The sequence below is a fragment of the Rhizobium sp. 01N447_2 genome, from assembly GCF_056399245.1.
Map to the genome: position 1 here is coordinate 15,124 of NZ_JBFTQY010000006.1, position 14,309 is coordinate 29,432.

A 14,309-nucleotide genomic window follows, 5' to 3' on the forward strand; every position below is an offset into this window, starting at 1 on the left:
CGTCCTCACCAGAAGCTTTGTCAGTCTTGCTCGGTTGCCCTGAGCGGTAGGGCATCCCTCCCTGTTGCCCCGTTCCAATAGGCCGGGGCCTGCGCCAGAGACAAGAACTATTGGTGCTTCCTTCCGCCGACGGCGTTCCTTACAATCTTGCCTGTTCTCCCCGCCCTGGAAATGAGGTTTTCATGAGCACGCTTACCCGCTTCTCCGTTCAGCCGCTCTCGACCATGACCCGCCGTCTTGCCGATGTCGCCTCCGCTCGTCGCGAACCAGACCTGGTCATCCAGGGCGCACGCGTCTTGTCCACCTATTCGGAGCGCTTTCTCGACGGGCGGGAAGTCTGGATTTCGGGGGGCCGCATTGCGGCCGTCAAGCCGGCCGGCAGCTACAGGGGCGCGAGCGCTAAGCTCTACGACGCCAAGGGCGGCATCATCGCGCCCGGTCTGGTCGATCCGCATATCCATATCGAATCCTCGATGGTGACGGCCTGCGCCTATGCCGAGGCGGCGCTCCTCAACGGCACGACGACGATCTTTTGCGACAGCCACGAGATCGGCAACGTGATGGACGTCGCCGGCGTCGAGGCCATGCTCGAGGATGCACGGCAGGCGCCGCTGTCGATCTTCCTGACCGTACCGAGCACCGTGCCGGCGACGACGCCGGATCTGGAAACAGCCGGCGGCGACCTGACGCCGGACAAGATCGCGGCGCTGTTCGACAAATGGCCGGAAGCGGTGGCTCTCGGTGAGAAGATGGATTTCGTCCCCGTTGCGATGGGCGACGAGCGCAGCCATGCGATCCTGGCTGCAGCACTCGAGCGCGGCAGGCCGGTATCGGGCCATGTCTACGGACGAGAGTTCGTTGCCGCCTATGCCGCATCCGGCGTTACCGACACGCATGAAGCCATAGACCGCGACATTGCCGACGACCTGCTGGAAGCCGGCGTGTGGATCTTCCTGCGCGGCGGCCCGCCGACGACTCCCTGGCATTCGCTACCGCAGGCGATCAAGACGATCACCGAGCTCGGCGCCTCCCACAAGCGCGTCGCCGTCTGCACCGACGACCGTGATGCGGAGGATCTGCTCGCCTTCGGCCTGGACTGGGTAACGCGCGAAGCCGTGAAATACGGCATGAGGCCGGAACAGGCCTGGGCGATGGGTTCGCTGCACGGCGCGACGCGGTTCGGAATGGAAGGTGAAATTGGCGGTCTCGGCGGCGGACGCCGCGCCGACCTGGTGCTTCTCACCGACGACCTTACGCCGGTCAGCACCTGGTATGGTGGCGAACTCGTCGTCGACGGCAAGAAGATCACGCCGATCCTCGACGAAGCCCTGTCGAAACCGTACCGCTATCCGGATGCCGCCTACCACACGGTCAAGCTGCCAAAGAACCTCAAACTGACGCCGGACCTGCCAACGGAGACGGTCGTTGCTCATACGATCAAGACGGAGCTGCCTGGCATCACCCTCGGCCATGTCACCGTCACGCTGGAGCCGGCCAATGACTGGCAGGCGCATTTCGACAAGCACGACCTCTGCTTCGTGACAGTGGTGGAGCGTCACGGCAAGTCTGCCGGCAATGTCGCCCACGGACTGCTCAACGGCTTCGGCCTCAGACAAGGCGCGGTCGCATCTTCGGTTGGCCACGACAGCCACAACATCATTGTCGCCGGCACCAATGCAGCGGATATGCAGGTGGCGCTCGATGCGATCGCCGAAAGGCAGGGTGGCGTCTGTGTCGTCATGGATGGCAAGGTGACGGCCATGGTGCCACTGCCGATCGCCGGGCTTTTGTCCGACAAGCGCGTGCACCAGGTTGCCGACGAGGTAAAGGCCTTGAAGCTCGAATGGGAAAAGGCAGGCTGCACCATCGCCTATATGGGCTTCAACCTCATCCCGCTATCGGTCATCCCGGAAATCCGGATAACCGACAAGGGTCTGGTGCTGGTGCCGGAAATGGTGATCTCGCCACTCTTCGAAAAGGCCTGACCGGCAAAAAACAGTCGGCGCGTGCGGCGAGGATGCCGACATATAATAGCGTTTGCGCCAAAGGCAGCCTCGGCAGACGCTACTCGGCCTGCCCGCTTTGATCCTTCGGCAGCAAAATCGTCATCGCCGCCGCGACGGCGGCCGTGACTGCAACGGCGAGATAGATGCCGCTGAAACTCTCCGTCGATGTCTTGATCACGCCGCCAAAGAAGTTCCCTGTAGTGCCGCCGATGCCTTGGAACACGGTGCAGATGCCCAAGACGGTCACCGCAAGGCGTGGCGTGGCGCGATGTGAGACGTAGGCCGGCAGCAGGCCATAGATCGGATAAAAGCCCAGCGAAAAGAAGATGCCTGACAGGATCGAGAGCTCCATCGAGGGATCGAGGACGACGAGGGCGCCGGCGGCGAGGAAGCTTGAGTAACAGGCTAGCATGGCATAGCGCGATCCGAGGCGCGACGATATTGTGCCGATGGCGAAGCCTGCGCCGATCCCCACGGCCCCGATCGTTGCCCAGAGCCAGGAGGCAAAGCCGACGGAATAGCCGAGTTCCTCGCGCAGGAACGGCGACAGGTAGGTGAGATAGGGATAGGGCATCAGGCCGTTGATGAAGCCGAGCGCGAAGATCAGCACCACCCATGGCATGATGGAGCGCAGGCTTGCTGAAGCGCCGGCAGTTGACGCGAGCGTTTCGTGACTTGTCCCGCCGTCGAAGAGGCCGGCCCGCCCGAAGAGGATGTGGGTGACAATGGCCAGTGTGATCGTGGCGGCGCCTGTGAGATACCAGACCATCTGCCAGTGACCGCTTCCGGCGTATGCCGCCACGAGTGCGCTGTTGATGAGGACGCCAAAGGCCGGGGCGCTGGAGATCAGGCTCATGGCAAAGCCGCGTTGTTCTGCTCTCACCACCCGCGAGGCGAGGTTAATCATCGGCACGAAGGTCGATGCGCCCGTCGCGCCGGCGACCATCAGCAGGCCGGCAACAATATAGAGATTGTCGATGATGGGGATGCCCGACAGGCAAAGCCCACAGAGCGACACGGACGCCACCACCGTCCGTGCGGCACCGATGCGATGGACGAGCCAGGTACCGAGCACGGCAAATGCCACCGTGGAAAACTGGACCAAGCCGGTGACAGTGCCGACGAACGCATAGTCGAAGGCAAGATCTTTCCGCATGTCGGGGATGATCTGGGGAAACAGGCTGAGGCCGAAGCCGTAACACGTGGCGACGCAGGCGATCATGACGGCGACGAGAACGTTACCCGGGAGACGCACGCTAGTCATGATGATCGGCCTCTGTTGGCATCGCGGTCACGCCTGTTCGACACGATGATCATCTAGCATGGGCAGCCGGCGGACTGTCGGGTCTGCGACGCCGGCTGCCGATATTGCCGGCACTCGAGTTCACCGGAGGCTTCGGCCATATAATGCGTCTCGAGCCATGGTGGCAAAATACCTGACAGTCAGCAGTCGTTCAGTGCCGCGTGCCGGGCAGAAAACTGTCCTGATCGTTTGCCTGGGAGAGGGATACGCCGCTTCCATCCAGGTCCTGCAGCAGGGCGCCCAGCGCAAGATCCAGGCAATAGGCAGAGAATTCGGCGTTCAGCTCCCTGGCGTTCTCTCGGGCATAGGCGACCAGCCTGGCGAGTGATGCCAGCTCCTTGAGCTCTTCCTCACTCTTCCGCGTGACTGTTGCTTCGGCTGTTTCGTGCATCTGAGTGTTCCCCCGGCTTCCTTTGCCGGCACATGCCGACAAAGCGGAGACAGCTTAGTCCTCTTCAAGGAAGGACGCGCGTGACACGGGCGTGACAGGACTTTCCCGCCGTTCGGAACCAGATCTCAGAAACCGGCCCGGCGCAGCGCCTCACGATACTGCTCCTTCTGCCACTGCTCCTTGAAGGGAACGACGGAAAGCCATTTGTCGACATCGAAATCCGGATAGATCGCGCGCACCTTGCGCCTATAGAGACGCGCATTTTTCGTATCGCCGAGCATGGCCCAGCAGCCGTGCTCGGGAATGTGTGAAGCCGGCAGCCGGAAGGCGGCCAAGGCCCGCCAGACGCCAAAACCACGCAGTCATCGTTCCAGGTCGAATAGTGCTTGCGTTCGGGATATGATTTTCTATTATTTTAGTAGAGAATTATGCGACTGGTCGGATCGGGCGAATTTAGATCGACCGGTCCAACGCAGAAGGAGCCGATGAATGACTCTTCTCTCGTCACGTTCTTCGAATTCGAAGAGCCAGGATGCGGACCACCTCGCAAGGATTGCGATTGTCGGCCGAGGCTTCACGGGGATCATGACCGCAATCGCTCTTTTCAAAAGAGTTGATCGGCCTTTCCATCTGGTGATGTTCGATCCGCGAGCAAAGATAGATATCGGCGAGGGCATAAGTCAGCCCGCGTCGACGGTGCTGACCAGCCGCGTTCGCGACCTTTCCGTTGATCCCGAGCTGCCGGACGATTTTCGCCGGTGGCTCGAAACCGATGACACGTGCCGCGATCGGCTGATCTCGGATCCTACCGGTCTCGAACACGCCTTTGTGCCGGGAGAAATCTTCAGCACCTATGTGTACAAACGCTTCGCCGAAGCCCTGGCCGATCGGCCTGATGTCATCGTCCAATTTGGCTCCGATACTGTAACGGCGATCGATAGGCATCTGGACGGAGGCTATTCCGTATTCCTTGGAGCGGAGCAGCGAACCCGCTTTGACGCGGTGTTTCTCGCCACTGGTTACGGGATGCGGGAAAATTCGGACACGGCGCCTGCCGGTGGAGCGCAAAGCGCCGTCGTGATCGGCGGCGGCATCCACGCGGTCGACAGGGCGCTCGGACTGCTGGCGGACGCCAAGATTTCCCATGTCACGTTGATCTCGGAATCGGGCTTCCTGCCTCAGTCGCATGCTCCCGCCGCCGTCGGAGCTATTGTCACCGACCAACCCATGCCGGGGACGCTACGCGGCGCGTTCCGTTTCCTGCGTGAGGCCGCCGGCAAAGCCGATCTGGAAGGTTCGGGATGGCAAGGCATTATGAACGGGTTTCGTTCACGTGCGCGCGACCTCTGGGCGGGATTGACGCCGGAAGAGCGGGCGCGGTTCAAACGCCACGTGAAGGCCATTTACGACAGTCATCGCAACCGCTTGCCGCCGGAGCACTATCAGCGCCTGCATCATGCGATCGCCAGCGGCGCGATCGCCGTGAGGAAGGGAAAAGTGAATTGCATCGCCACGAACGGCGTGCTGTTTTCAGGCCCGGCCGGGCTCGAGGTCCTTCCCGCGGACCTGACGATAGACTGCCGCTTCCGGCCGTCCGGGACCGATAGCCCGCTTGTCCGTTCGCTTATCGTTGCGGGGCTTGCAACGCGTGACGAACTCGAGATCGGTATCGTCGTAGATGAATGCGGGCGGACCAAGGCGAGCGCGTTACATGGGCTGTTCGCAATGGGACCGCTCGGCCTGGGCAGCCTTCCGGATATCGATCTGGTGCCTCAGATCGTCGTGCAAAGCCATGCGGCTGCGTCGTTGCTCAACAGCTGGATTGGTGACGTGGCCAAAAGCGCAGCACGTCGTCAAAGCCTGTGACGATGTGTGAGAGTCCCAACCTGTGAATGGATGGCAACAGCTGACCAATGCTGCATCGCCGCGCTGGGCGATGCAGCGGGTCGCGAATGGGGCGCCGTCAGGCTGTTCGCGATGCCTGGATGACTGTCGGTGGCGCAAGCGGCGGCAGGCACCGCGGCATATGAAGCTGCACGGTCGCCCCCTGTCCGACCGCGCTCACGCGGCCTTTGCTTTCGGCTTGGCGGCCTTGACGTGGGTTATGCTGCGGCGGCCGTCGACGCTGACGGGGACGTCGCCGTCAACGGTGGCGCGGCGCACGACCCGGTGCTGGTCGCCGTAGTCGTTGACAGCATAGTGCTGGGTCGCGCGATTATCCCAGATCGCCACATCCCCGGCTCTCCAGCGCCAGCGCACGGTATTTTCCGGGGCGGTAACGTAGGACTGGAACACCTCGTAGAGTTTCGCGGAGTCGCTTTTCGACAAGCCGACCAGGCGCTGAACGAAATTGCCGAGCAGCAGCGATCTTTCGCCGGTTTCGGGATGGACACGCACGACCGGATGCTCGGTCTCGTAGATGGTCGAGGTGAAAACGTCCTCGAAATGCTTCTTCTCTTCAGCGGTGGCACGAGGGCGCACGGCTGCGTAGTCATAGGCATTGCTGTGAATGGCCCATAAATTGTCCGCCAGCAATTTGAGCGATGCCGGCAGACTTTCGTATGCGGCATGGGTGTTGGACCAGATCGTATCACCTCCAGCTGCCGGAATGACGACGCCGCGAAGGACCGAGAATTTAGGATAGGCATCCACGAAGGTGACATCTGTGTGCCATTGGTCCGCCCTGCCGCCGCCGCGGCTGGAATCGAGATTGAGGATGGAGGCCGTGCCGGTCACCGGACCCTGGGTTGGATGAGGCACAAGGTCGCCCAGGCGGCGTGCGAATAATTCCTGTTGGGCATCGTCAAGATGTTCCTGGTCGCGGAAGAAGACGACCTTGTGTTTCAGGAGAAGCTGGTTGATGGCCGCCACCGTTGCATCCGAAAGGTCTCCGCCGAGGCGGATACCCCTGATTTCGGCGCCGACGCGGCCAGTCAGCGGCTCGACATCGGACTCGGGAATGATCTGATTGACGAGAACTGGATTGCTCATGGAAATCTCCTGGTTGATCTTGGAAGAAGACGGCAAGTCACATGCGCCGAGCGAAGCATCCGCCGGGCGTTCGAAAATCTCATTGTCAAAATCGACAGGGCGATGGAACGATATAATCTATGAAATCCATAGATAGAATTTTCTAATTTTGGCCGCTTGCCCGAAACAGCCGCCTTCGATAGCCTCTTCTTCCCAACGAATTCCTCACTTGGGGCCTTCAGCGATGCATCGTTTCACCGAAGGCGTTGGTGCGCTTCTGCAAATCAGGGTCCGCAGACCAGCAGTGCCTTGGCCAACCGGTTTTGTTCAGCAAGACGCTCAGCGTGGCAGGGATCCTGCTTGTTTCTTCGGAGAATTTCGGCCCCGATTCGTTACGCCGTGGCGTGGGGATATGCCGCTCAGCGCTTCCGTCCGGATATGTCGGATACTTCGGGCGCTTGGCACTCAACACGTGCCATCAAGAACTGTTCGCAGCATCGGGTTCACTCTGTGACGCGAGACACGAACCCCGTCGATCCGACGGCTTTCACCTCCGCGGCTTAAAAAAGAGAATATTCGCCCAAAAAAGAAACAGCCTATGCGTTCATCGCATAGCTGAGGTGAGAGATTGTCGCTGTTTTAAACCGATTGAACCTCCTATATTCCAATCATCGAAACGACGCCGGAGCCAAGCAAGGTTGCTGACGTCAGACAGCCCTCAGGAAAGGGGATTATCATGAACGTAGCACGCTCTTTCAACAACTGGCGCAAGTTCCGTCAGACCGTCACCGAACTCGGCCGCATGTCCAGCCGTGAGTTGCAGGACCTCGGTATCGACCGCGCTGACATCCGCAGCGTTGCCCGCGCATCGATCGCGCGCTAACCGCACAGCATTTGATATCGAACGCCGCTTGACGCCCGCTCCTGATGCGGGCGTTTTTGCGTCGAACTCCGTGGCTGAGCTCGTTGGGGTCCTCGTTCGTATTGTAAGCTTTCCGCCTTGTTTTCCTTGCATAGCTGCAGTGCAGCATAAGACATTGGCACCATCCATGGTCGGTGTATAATCAGACCCATCGAAGCAATGCACCTCCTCCCGCAAAGCTTCGACTTTCAGACGGCCCACTCCTCCTCCCAAGGGACGTCTGTCGGAACAGCGGCACTCCTCCTCCCAGTCGCTGTTTGGTTTTCAGAAAGCCTGCCGCACCTCCTCCCGCGGCAGGCTTTTTCGTATGCCGAACCTTCCCTGTTGCGGATCGAGTGCGACTGTTCCAACGTCGCGTCACTCCACTCATCTGGACCCGTCTTCCTTTGGAATCGGTTGGAGGCCACTGGAAAACCCACGAGGCCGGCGAAATTCTTGATCCGGCTGCTTCCCTCGATCATCAGATGCGTTTCGAGCCATAATGGCAAAACACCTCGGCGGTCGGTCCGTGCCGCATGCCGGGCAGAAAACTGTCCTGAACGTTTGCCTGAGACAGGGACATGCCGCTTCTATCCAGGTCCTGCAGCAGGGCGCCCAGCGCAAGATCCAGGCAATAGGCAGAGAATTCGGCGTTCAGCTCCCTGGCGTTCTCTCGGGCATAGGCGACCAGCCTGGCGAGCGATGCCAGCTCCTTGAGCTCTTCCTCACTCTTCCGCGTGACTGTTGCTTCGGCTGTTTCGTGCATCTGAGTGTTCCCCCGGCTTCCTTTGCCGGCACATGCCGACAAAGCGGAGACAGCTCAATCGCCTTGAACGAAAGACGCGCGTGACGCAGGCGTGACAGGACTTTCCCGCCGTTCGGAACCAGATCTCAGAAACCGGCCCGGCGCAGCGCCTCACGATACTGCTCCTTCTGCCACTGCTCCTTGAAGGGAACGACGGAAAGCCATTTGTCGACGTCGAAGTCCGGATAGATCTCGCGCACCTTGCGCATATAGAGACGCGCATTTTTCATATCGCCGAGCATGGCCCAGCAGGCAGCCGAAAGCCGGTCGGCCGGTGTGCGGTCGTCCATTGCGGAGATCTGCTCGAGCGCCTCGGTATAATGGCCGAGTGCGAAATTGGCGCCGGCCGCCGTCCATAGATAATCTGTCGGGCTCAGCGGGTTGAGCGAGATGGCCCGATCGATCTTGATCAGCGCATCGGCCGGACGCGACGCATGAACGAGGGTATCGGCATAACTTGCAATGCCGTCGGCATAATGCGGACTCAATTCTTCCGCGAGCTTCAGCGCCAGAAGGCTTTCATCGATGTCCCCGAGATAAAGCTTGGCGACGCCGAGCTCGCGAAAGCCGGCAGCGAGCGATGGATCGGCGACAATCGCCCGGTTCGCATAATCTTCTGCAAGTCCCAAAAGCTCTCTGTCGCCACGTGCCGTCAGCAGCCATTCGACGACAAAGGTGCGCGACAATCCGCTAAGTGCAGGGGCAAAATGCGCGCTGTGTTGAAGCGCTTCGCGGAACGCCTTCCGGGAGCGGCGAATATCGGGAAGGGAAAGCCGCTTCACGTCCCGCAGGCCAAGAAGGTAGCTGTGATAGGCGGCCGAATTGCCCTCGAAGGAGTGGCGCATGGTTTCATGCCGGCGAACCTGCCCGGCAAGCTCCCTGGCGATCCGCTGCGCAATGTCGCGCCGGTGACTTATCAAATCATATTTCTCAAGGTTGAAACGCTCGGCCCAGATGACCTCATCGCCGCTGGCATGGATCAGCTGAACAAAGAGCGCATGATCGGTCAGCCTCGTATCGAGAACATAGGAAATCGAGTGACGCAGGATCAGCTCGGCCTTGTCGGCATGACCGGCGATCCGAGCGGCCGTATGCGGCGCCACGACGGACACGGTATTCAGCGCGCAAAGGCCGATCGTCACGTCCTCGATCAGCGGTCCGCAGAGCATCGGCAAAGCACCGGCCGCATCCATCCCGCCAGGTGGCAGCAGCACGAGACGGGGCAGGGGACGAGCAACCCGACTGCCGCCGTCGCTCAGTGGCTCCATAACGCTCGGCGGCGATTGACTGCCGGCAAAGACCTTGCGGACCTCTCTCAAAGCCTGAACGTCAAGGCCGATATCGAGTGCGCTTTCCAAACCATGCCTGCTGGCCTCAAAAAGCCGGCGGGCATTCTCCAGCTGCCCCTCGGATTCGTAGGCTTCGAGAAGGATACGACGAATATTCTCGTCATCAGGTGCATCGCGGAAAATCCTGAGCGCCGCCTCCTTGATCAGGCTTATATCCTCTCGCGACCGGGCCGTAGGCAGCGCCGTCTTCAGCGCATCCACCAGGATCGCCATGTGCCTGTCGCGCTGGCCGGCGATCCATTGCTGCGTGCTGACGCTTTGGTCGGCGAGCACAGCCAGGAAATCCTGGCGTAGGACGGCAACCAGCCGCCGCAAATTTTCAAGTGCGCCACCGCCATCGGGCTTGGCGAGTTCGAAGAGATCGCAAACAAACGCATCCGGCTTGATCCGCACACCGGTCGCCGTGAAGATTAGAAGCTCGGTGCCGAGCTCGGTCTGACGTGCCTGAATGCGCGATATGGTCTTGCGCAGGTTGGCCATGATGTCAGGATTGTCATGGCTGTCCCATAGGAACCGCGCCAACGCCGAGCGCGGATATTCGCTCCCGGCCCCGTTCTGCAGATAACGATCCAGCAAATAGCAAATCGTAAGCAGACCCTTTTCCGGGAACGCCACGGGTTGCCCGGCCAGATCGATCAGCCGCAACTCACCAAATGACTCGAGCCTGAGCTTCATGCGGATACTGCCTGCCGATATCCCTGGCTATTCTCCGAGCGGAAGAGTGATATCCGTTACGGAGGTTCGCGATGTTACGCCGCGACTTTCCGCCTGCGCCATCGCCTTCACCAGCGCGATGACCGTTTCGCGGATATTGCGGTCGGCAATCTTCAGAAAGGCGCGATTGAGCACCAATCCCTCTTTCGTTCGCAGGAATTCGGCAACTGGATCAGTATTCGCCGACAGATCCAGCCCTTGCAGCGTCAACGGCTCGGAGTTCTCCTGTTCGAAGAAGAAGCTCGGCGACGTGTGAAGCACATCGGCGATCCGCTGCAGACGGCTCGCGCCGATGCGGTTGATGCCCTTCTCGTATTTCTGAACCTGCTGAAAGGTCACGCCGATCTGCTCGGCGAGCCGTTCCTGGCTCATCCCGAGCAACTGCCGGCGCATCCTTATGCGCGCTCCGACATAGCTGTCTATCGCATTCGCTGTCTTGACATTCATCGTGTGTTTTCAGCCTCGATCGCTTTTTTCAATCGGTGCAGCTGTAGTATCCCCTGCGTGGCTTTTCCATGGTTGTTTTCACACAGCATACTGGATATGCGATGATCGCGACTGACTGTGATATGAATGCCCGTCTGGAAAGACGCTAAGCTGGGCAGAAATCACTTGTCCGGAGAGCAAATCGAACAAAAGCCGTACCAAAACGGATAAAACTGGGCTGTAATTGCGTCTCCGCTTACGCTAAATGCACTTCAGCGACCGTCGCACGAGAGTCTTCCCAGCCCCGATCGCCCGAAAATCCATCGAACAAAGCGACGTGGCACGGCACCGGCCGTGCCTGTGCAGGAGAAGCATTGATGGCAACCGTTGCCGAGAGCGCCCCCCGTTTCGAAAAAACAACGATGTCCATCCTCATGGCGGTCAGCTTCTGCCACATGCTGAACGACATCATGCAGTCACTGCTCGCCTCGCTCTATCCGCTGTTCAAGGCGAACTACGATCTCGATTTTGTGCAGATCGGCCTCCTTACCATGACTTTCCAGGTCACGGCTTCGCTGCTGCAGCCGCTGGTCGGCATCGTCACCGACCGCTGGCCGATGCCCTATTCGCTGCCTGTGGGCATGGCGAGCACCTTTTGCGGCCTCATTCTGCTCGGCAATGCCGGCAGCTTCGAACTGCTGCTGGTTGCCGCAAGCCTGATCGGCTTCGGCTCGGCGGTCTTCCACCCGGAATCGTCGCGCGTTGCCCGTCTTGCCTCCGGCGGTCGCCATGGTTTCGCGCAATCCTTCTTCCAGGTCGGTGGCAATGCCGGCCAGGCGATCGGTCCGCTGCTTGCCGCCTTCATCGTGCTGCCGCTCGGCCAGCACAGCGTCTCCTGGTTCGCCGCCATCGCCATGGTCGGCATGTTCGTGCTGAGCTGGGTCGGCAACTGGTACATGAGCCACAGGCGCCAGAATGCCAGCAAGCCGGCAATCAGCCGGGCCCTGCCGCTGCCGCAGAACCGGGTCATCTGGGCGCTGCTGATTCTCGTGCTGCTGACGGCAACCAAGAATGTCTACATGGCCAGCGTGTCGAGCTACTTCACCTTCTATGTCATCGACAAGTTCGCGCTCAGCGTACAGCAGGCACAGCTGATGCTCTTTCTGTTCCTCGGCTCGGTCGCCGTCGGCACCTTCCTCGGCGGGCCGATCGGTGACCGCTTCGGCGCGCGTTTCGTCATCTGGTTCTCGATCCTCGGCGTCATTCCCTTCGCGCTCCTGCTTCCCTATGCGAACCTTTTCTGGACGGGTGTGCTCAGCGTCGTCATTGGCCTGATCTTCGCTTCGGCCTTCTCGGCAATCGTCGTCTTCGCACAGGAACTGGTGCCCGGGCGCGTCGGGCTGATTGCCGGCGTCTTCTTCGGCTTCGCATTCGGGGCAGGGGGGCTTGGTGCGGCACTGCTCGGCGATTTCGCCGATACCCATGGCATCGATTTCGTCTACCGCATCTGCTCCTATCTGCCGCTGCTCGGTCTCCTGACGGTCTTCCTGCCGCGTATTCCCAAGCAGAAACCAGTCTGAGGCGACATCGCTTACGGACAATCGATCGAGCCGGAATGTCACCGGCACTCCGGCTCGATGCATCCTGCAGTTACGCGCGTCGCCATCGCCCACAGGCCCGAACGTATTTTTCTCCTCCTATGGGGAAGAGGGATCACCATTCCTTTAATCCACTATTTTTATAGATAATATTCGTGAGAATGATGACGTCGGTTTCGGCACGATATTGGAAGGAAATGGCATGTCTGCTCCCAAACTGGTCGGCCTTGCGGGTAGTTTCAACCGCCCCTCGAAGACCTTTGCGCTTGTTGAAAACATTGCCGGTCTCGCCGCCGAGAAATACGGCTTCGACAACACCATCTACGACCTGACCGATATCGGCCCTTCGCTTGGCCAGGCGCAGCGCCGTGACGATCTCGACAATCGCGCCAGGCAAGTCATCGACGACATCGTCAATGCCGATGTGCTGGTCATCGGAGCGCCAACGTACAAGGGCAGCTATCCCGGCCTCTTCAAGCATCTGATCGACTTGATCGACCCGCATGAGTTGCGCGCCAAGCCGATCATCATCACCGCGACCGGCGGCGGCGATCGGCATGCGCTGATGGTCGAGCACCAGCTTCGCCCGCTCTTCGGTTTCTTCATGTCACACACGCTGCCGACGGCCGTCTACGCGTCCGACCGTGACTTCACCGATTACCGTGTCTCATCCGACCCGCTTTCCAAGCGGATCGGGGAGGTGATCGGCGAGCTCGCGGCCTTCTTTCCCAGCCGGAATCAAGCGCTTATCGCCGCCGAGTGAAGTGTGCGGGATAGGCTTGAAACGGCGCCGCTAAGGCGCCGTTTTCATTTCGGCCATCCCTCTCAACTAAATATAGTCCACAAAATTGATGGAAATTTATCCTGCCGATATCGATGGCAGGGCAAGAGTTTTTCCGGCCCTTCCTCCACATCAGACATTCGTGCTTCGCTCCCGATACGCGCATTTGCCATGATCGGTCTGCTCGGGGCGCTTGGCCTCATTCAGTCAGACGGGATATAAAATGACCAAGAACAAAAATCTTCACGGCTTCCACCTTTCGCGCGGGGCGGCTCTTGCCGCCGTCGCCGTTTCTGCTGCCGCCCTCTTTGCCTTTGCAGCACCCGCTCCTTCCTTTGCCGAGGACAAGTCGATCAAGGTCGGCATCATGGCCGGCGAGGAGGAGGACATCTGGCGCGTGGTCGCGAGCGAGGCGGCCAAGAAGGGCCTCAAGATCGAGACCACCACCTTCAACGACTATACGCAGCCGAATGAAGCGCTGGAACGCGGCGAACTCGACGCCAACGCCTTCCAGCACCAGCCCTATCTCGACAACCAGATCAAGCAGCACGGCTATCACATCGTTCGCGTCGGTTATACCGGGGTCTGGCCGATCGGCCTTTACACCAAGAAGTACAAGTCCGTCGCCGAGATCCCGGAAGGTGCCGTCATCGGCGTGCCGAACGATCCCTCGAACGAAGGCCGTGCGCTGCGCGTTCTCCAGAGTGAAGGCCTGATTAAACTCAAGGATGGCACCGGGATTCTCGCGACCGTCGCCGACGTCACCGACAATCCGAAGAAGATCGAGATCAAGGAACTCGACGCCGGCATCGTCGGCCGCTCGATCGACGATCTGGATGCCGGTATCGTCAACACCGACTGGGCGCTGAAAAGCGGTCTTTCTCCGGCCGAACGCATTGCCCAGGAGCCGATCGCCGACAATCCATACCGCAACTTCATCGCCGTCAAGGACGAGAACAAGGATGCCGACTGGGTCAAGACGCTTGTGTCTTCTTATCAGAACGAGACCGTCAAGGCCGAGTTCGACAAGGTGTACAAGGGCACGGGTCTTAGCGCCTATTGATC

The 14,309-nt window shown here is 60.1% G+C and carries 13 protein-coding genes; 6 read left to right on the forward strand and 7 right to left on the reverse strand.

The window, feature by feature from the left end; all coding sequences use genetic code 11:
- Positions 1-182 precede the first annotated feature (182 nt).
- On the forward strand, positions 183-1,985 hold the full coding sequence (locus tag AC1ECN_RS05145) for an adenine deaminase (RefSeq protein WP_027688832.1): 1,803 nt from the start codon (positions 183-185) through the stop codon (positions 1,983-1,985).
- Positions 1,986-2,064: 79 nt separating this feature from the next.
- Here AC1ECN_RS05145 and AC1ECN_RS05150 read toward each other — a convergent pair whose 3' ends face one another.
- The 3 genes from AC1ECN_RS05150 to AC1ECN_RS05160 all read right to left on the reverse strand — a co-directional run bounded on the left by AC1ECN_RS05150 (position 2,065) and on the right by AC1ECN_RS05160 (position 4,035).
- On the reverse strand, positions 2,065-3,270 hold the full coding sequence (locus AC1ECN_RS05150; RefSeq protein ID WP_130705791.1) for an MFS transporter: 1,206 nt from the start codon (positions 3,268-3,270) through the stop codon (positions 2,065-2,067).
- Between the two features lie 190 nt (positions 3,271-3,460).
- Positions 3,461-3,700 carry a hypothetical protein gene (locus AC1ECN_RS05155; protein ID WP_024323471.1) on the reverse strand — a complete coding sequence of 80 codons (240 nt, stop codon included), beginning with the start codon at positions 3,698-3,700 and terminating at the stop codon, positions 3,461-3,463.
- A gap of 125 nt (positions 3,701-3,825) precedes the next feature.
- Positions 3,826-4,035: a hypothetical protein gene (locus AC1ECN_RS05160; RefSeq protein WP_024323470.1), complete on the reverse strand. Its 210-nt coding sequence runs from the start codon at positions 4,033-4,035 to the stop codon at positions 3,826-3,828.
- 154 nt (positions 4,036-4,189) lie between these two features.
- Here AC1ECN_RS05160 and AC1ECN_RS05165 point away from each other — a divergent pair, with 154 nt between their 5' ends.
- On the forward strand, positions 4,190-5,566 hold the full coding sequence (locus AC1ECN_RS05165; RefSeq protein ID WP_130705790.1) for an FAD/NAD(P)-binding protein: 1,377 nt from the start codon (positions 4,190-4,192) through the stop codon (positions 5,564-5,566).
- Positions 5,567-5,761: 195 nt separating this feature from the next.
- Here the strand turns inward: AC1ECN_RS05165 and AC1ECN_RS05170 are convergent, their stop codons facing one another.
- Positions 5,762-6,691: a TauD/TfdA dioxygenase family protein gene (locus AC1ECN_RS05170; RefSeq protein ID WP_477952367.1), complete on the reverse strand. Its 930-nt coding sequence runs from the start codon at positions 6,689-6,691 to the stop codon at positions 5,762-5,764.
- 715 nt (positions 6,692-7,406) lie between these two features.
- Between AC1ECN_RS05170 and AC1ECN_RS05175 the strand changes: the two genes are divergently transcribed.
- A complete protein-coding gene (locus AC1ECN_RS05175) occupies positions 7,407-7,553 on the forward strand; it encodes a DUF1127 domain-containing protein (RefSeq protein ID WP_003552150.1) in 147 nt (48 codons plus the stop codon).
- 499 nt (positions 7,554-8,052) lie between these two features.
- Here AC1ECN_RS05175 and AC1ECN_RS05180 read toward each other — a convergent pair whose 3' ends face one another.
- The 3 genes from AC1ECN_RS05180 to AC1ECN_RS05190 form a co-directional block, all read right to left on the reverse strand.
- Entirely contained in the window at positions 8,053-8,337 is a 285-nt protein-coding gene (locus AC1ECN_RS05180) for a hypothetical protein (protein WP_130657637.1), read from the reverse strand.
- Between the two features lie 125 nt (positions 8,338-8,462).
- Entirely contained in the window at positions 8,463-10,400 is a 1,938-nt protein-coding gene (locus AC1ECN_RS05185) for an AfsR/SARP family transcriptional regulator (protein WP_130657638.1), read from the reverse strand.
- A 27-nt stretch (positions 10,401-10,427) separates the two neighbouring features.
- A complete protein-coding gene (locus AC1ECN_RS05190) occupies positions 10,428-10,886 on the reverse strand; it encodes a helix-turn-helix domain-containing protein (protein WP_024323465.1) in 459 nt (152 codons plus the stop codon).
- 356 nt (positions 10,887-11,242) lie between these two features.
- On the opposite strand from AC1ECN_RS05190, the gene AC1ECN_RS05195 reads away from it, so the two are divergent.
- The 3 genes from AC1ECN_RS05195 (at position 11,243) to AC1ECN_RS05205 (ending at position 14,307) form a co-directional block, all read left to right on the forward strand.
- Positions 11,243-12,445 (forward strand): MFS transporter, encoded by a 1,203-nt coding sequence (locus tag AC1ECN_RS05195; protein WP_130657639.1) that lies wholly within the window; start codon positions 11,243-11,245, stop codon positions 12,443-12,445.
- A gap of 220 nt (positions 12,446-12,665) precedes the next feature.
- The gene (gene msuE, locus AC1ECN_RS05200) at positions 12,666-13,226 is read left to right on the forward strand and encodes an FMN reductase (protein ID WP_477952368.1); all 561 of its coding nucleotides are present in this window, start codon (positions 12,666-12,668) and stop codon (positions 13,224-13,226) included.
- 241 nt (positions 13,227-13,467) lie between these two features.
- Positions 13,468-14,307, forward strand: a complete 840-nt coding sequence (locus AC1ECN_RS05205; RefSeq protein WP_477952370.1) for a MetQ/NlpA family lipoprotein — start codon at positions 13,468-13,470, stop codon at positions 14,305-14,307.
- The last annotated feature ends 2 nt before the right edge of the window (positions 14,308-14,309 follow it).

What these genes read in the sequence shown, in the direction of transcription:
- AC1ECN_RS05145 (WP_027688832.1), top strand. Translation starts at nt 183, where the DNA reads ATGAGCACGCTTACCCGCTTCTCCGTTCAGCCGCTCTCGACCATGACC.
- AC1ECN_RS05150 (WP_130705791.1), bottom strand. Translation starts at nt 3,270, where the DNA reads ATGACTAGCGTGCGTCTCCCGGGTAACGTTCTCGTCGCCGTCATGATC.
- AC1ECN_RS05155 (WP_024323471.1), bottom strand. Translation starts at nt 3,700, where the DNA reads ATGCACGAAACAGCCGAAGCAACAGTCACGCGGAAGAGTGAGGAAGAG.
- AC1ECN_RS05165 (WP_130705790.1), top strand. Translation starts at nt 4,190, where the DNA reads ATGACTCTTCTCTCGTCACGTTCTTCGAATTCGAAGAGCCAGGATGCG.
- AC1ECN_RS05170 (WP_477952367.1), bottom strand. Translation starts at nt 6,691, where the DNA reads ATGAGCAATCCAGTTCTCGTCAATCAGATCATTCCCGAGTCCGATGTC.
- AC1ECN_RS05175 (WP_003552150.1), top strand. Translation starts at nt 7,407, where the DNA reads ATGAACGTAGCACGCTCTTTCAACAACTGGCGCAAGTTCCGTCAGACC.
- AC1ECN_RS05180 (WP_130657637.1), bottom strand. Translation starts at nt 8,337, where the DNA reads ATGCACGAAACAGCCGAAGCAACAGTCACGCGGAAGAGTGAGGAAGAG.
- AC1ECN_RS05185 (WP_130657638.1), bottom strand. Translation starts at nt 10,400, where the DNA reads ATGAAGCTCAGGCTCGAGTCATTTGGTGAGTTGCGGCTGATCGATCTG.
- AC1ECN_RS05190 (WP_024323465.1), bottom strand. Translation starts at nt 10,886, where the DNA reads ATGAATGTCAAGACAGCGAATGCGATAGACAGCTATGTCGGAGCGCGC.
- AC1ECN_RS05195 (WP_130657639.1), top strand. Translation starts at nt 11,243, where the DNA reads ATGGCAACCGTTGCCGAGAGCGCCCCCCGTTTCGAAAAAACAACGATG.
- msuE (WP_477952368.1), top strand. Translation starts at nt 12,666, where the DNA reads ATGTCTGCTCCCAAACTGGTCGGCCTTGCGGGTAGTTTCAACCGCCCC.
- AC1ECN_RS05205 (WP_477952370.1), top strand. Translation starts at nt 13,468, where the DNA reads ATGACCAAGAACAAAAATCTTCACGGCTTCCACCTTTCGCGCGGGGCG.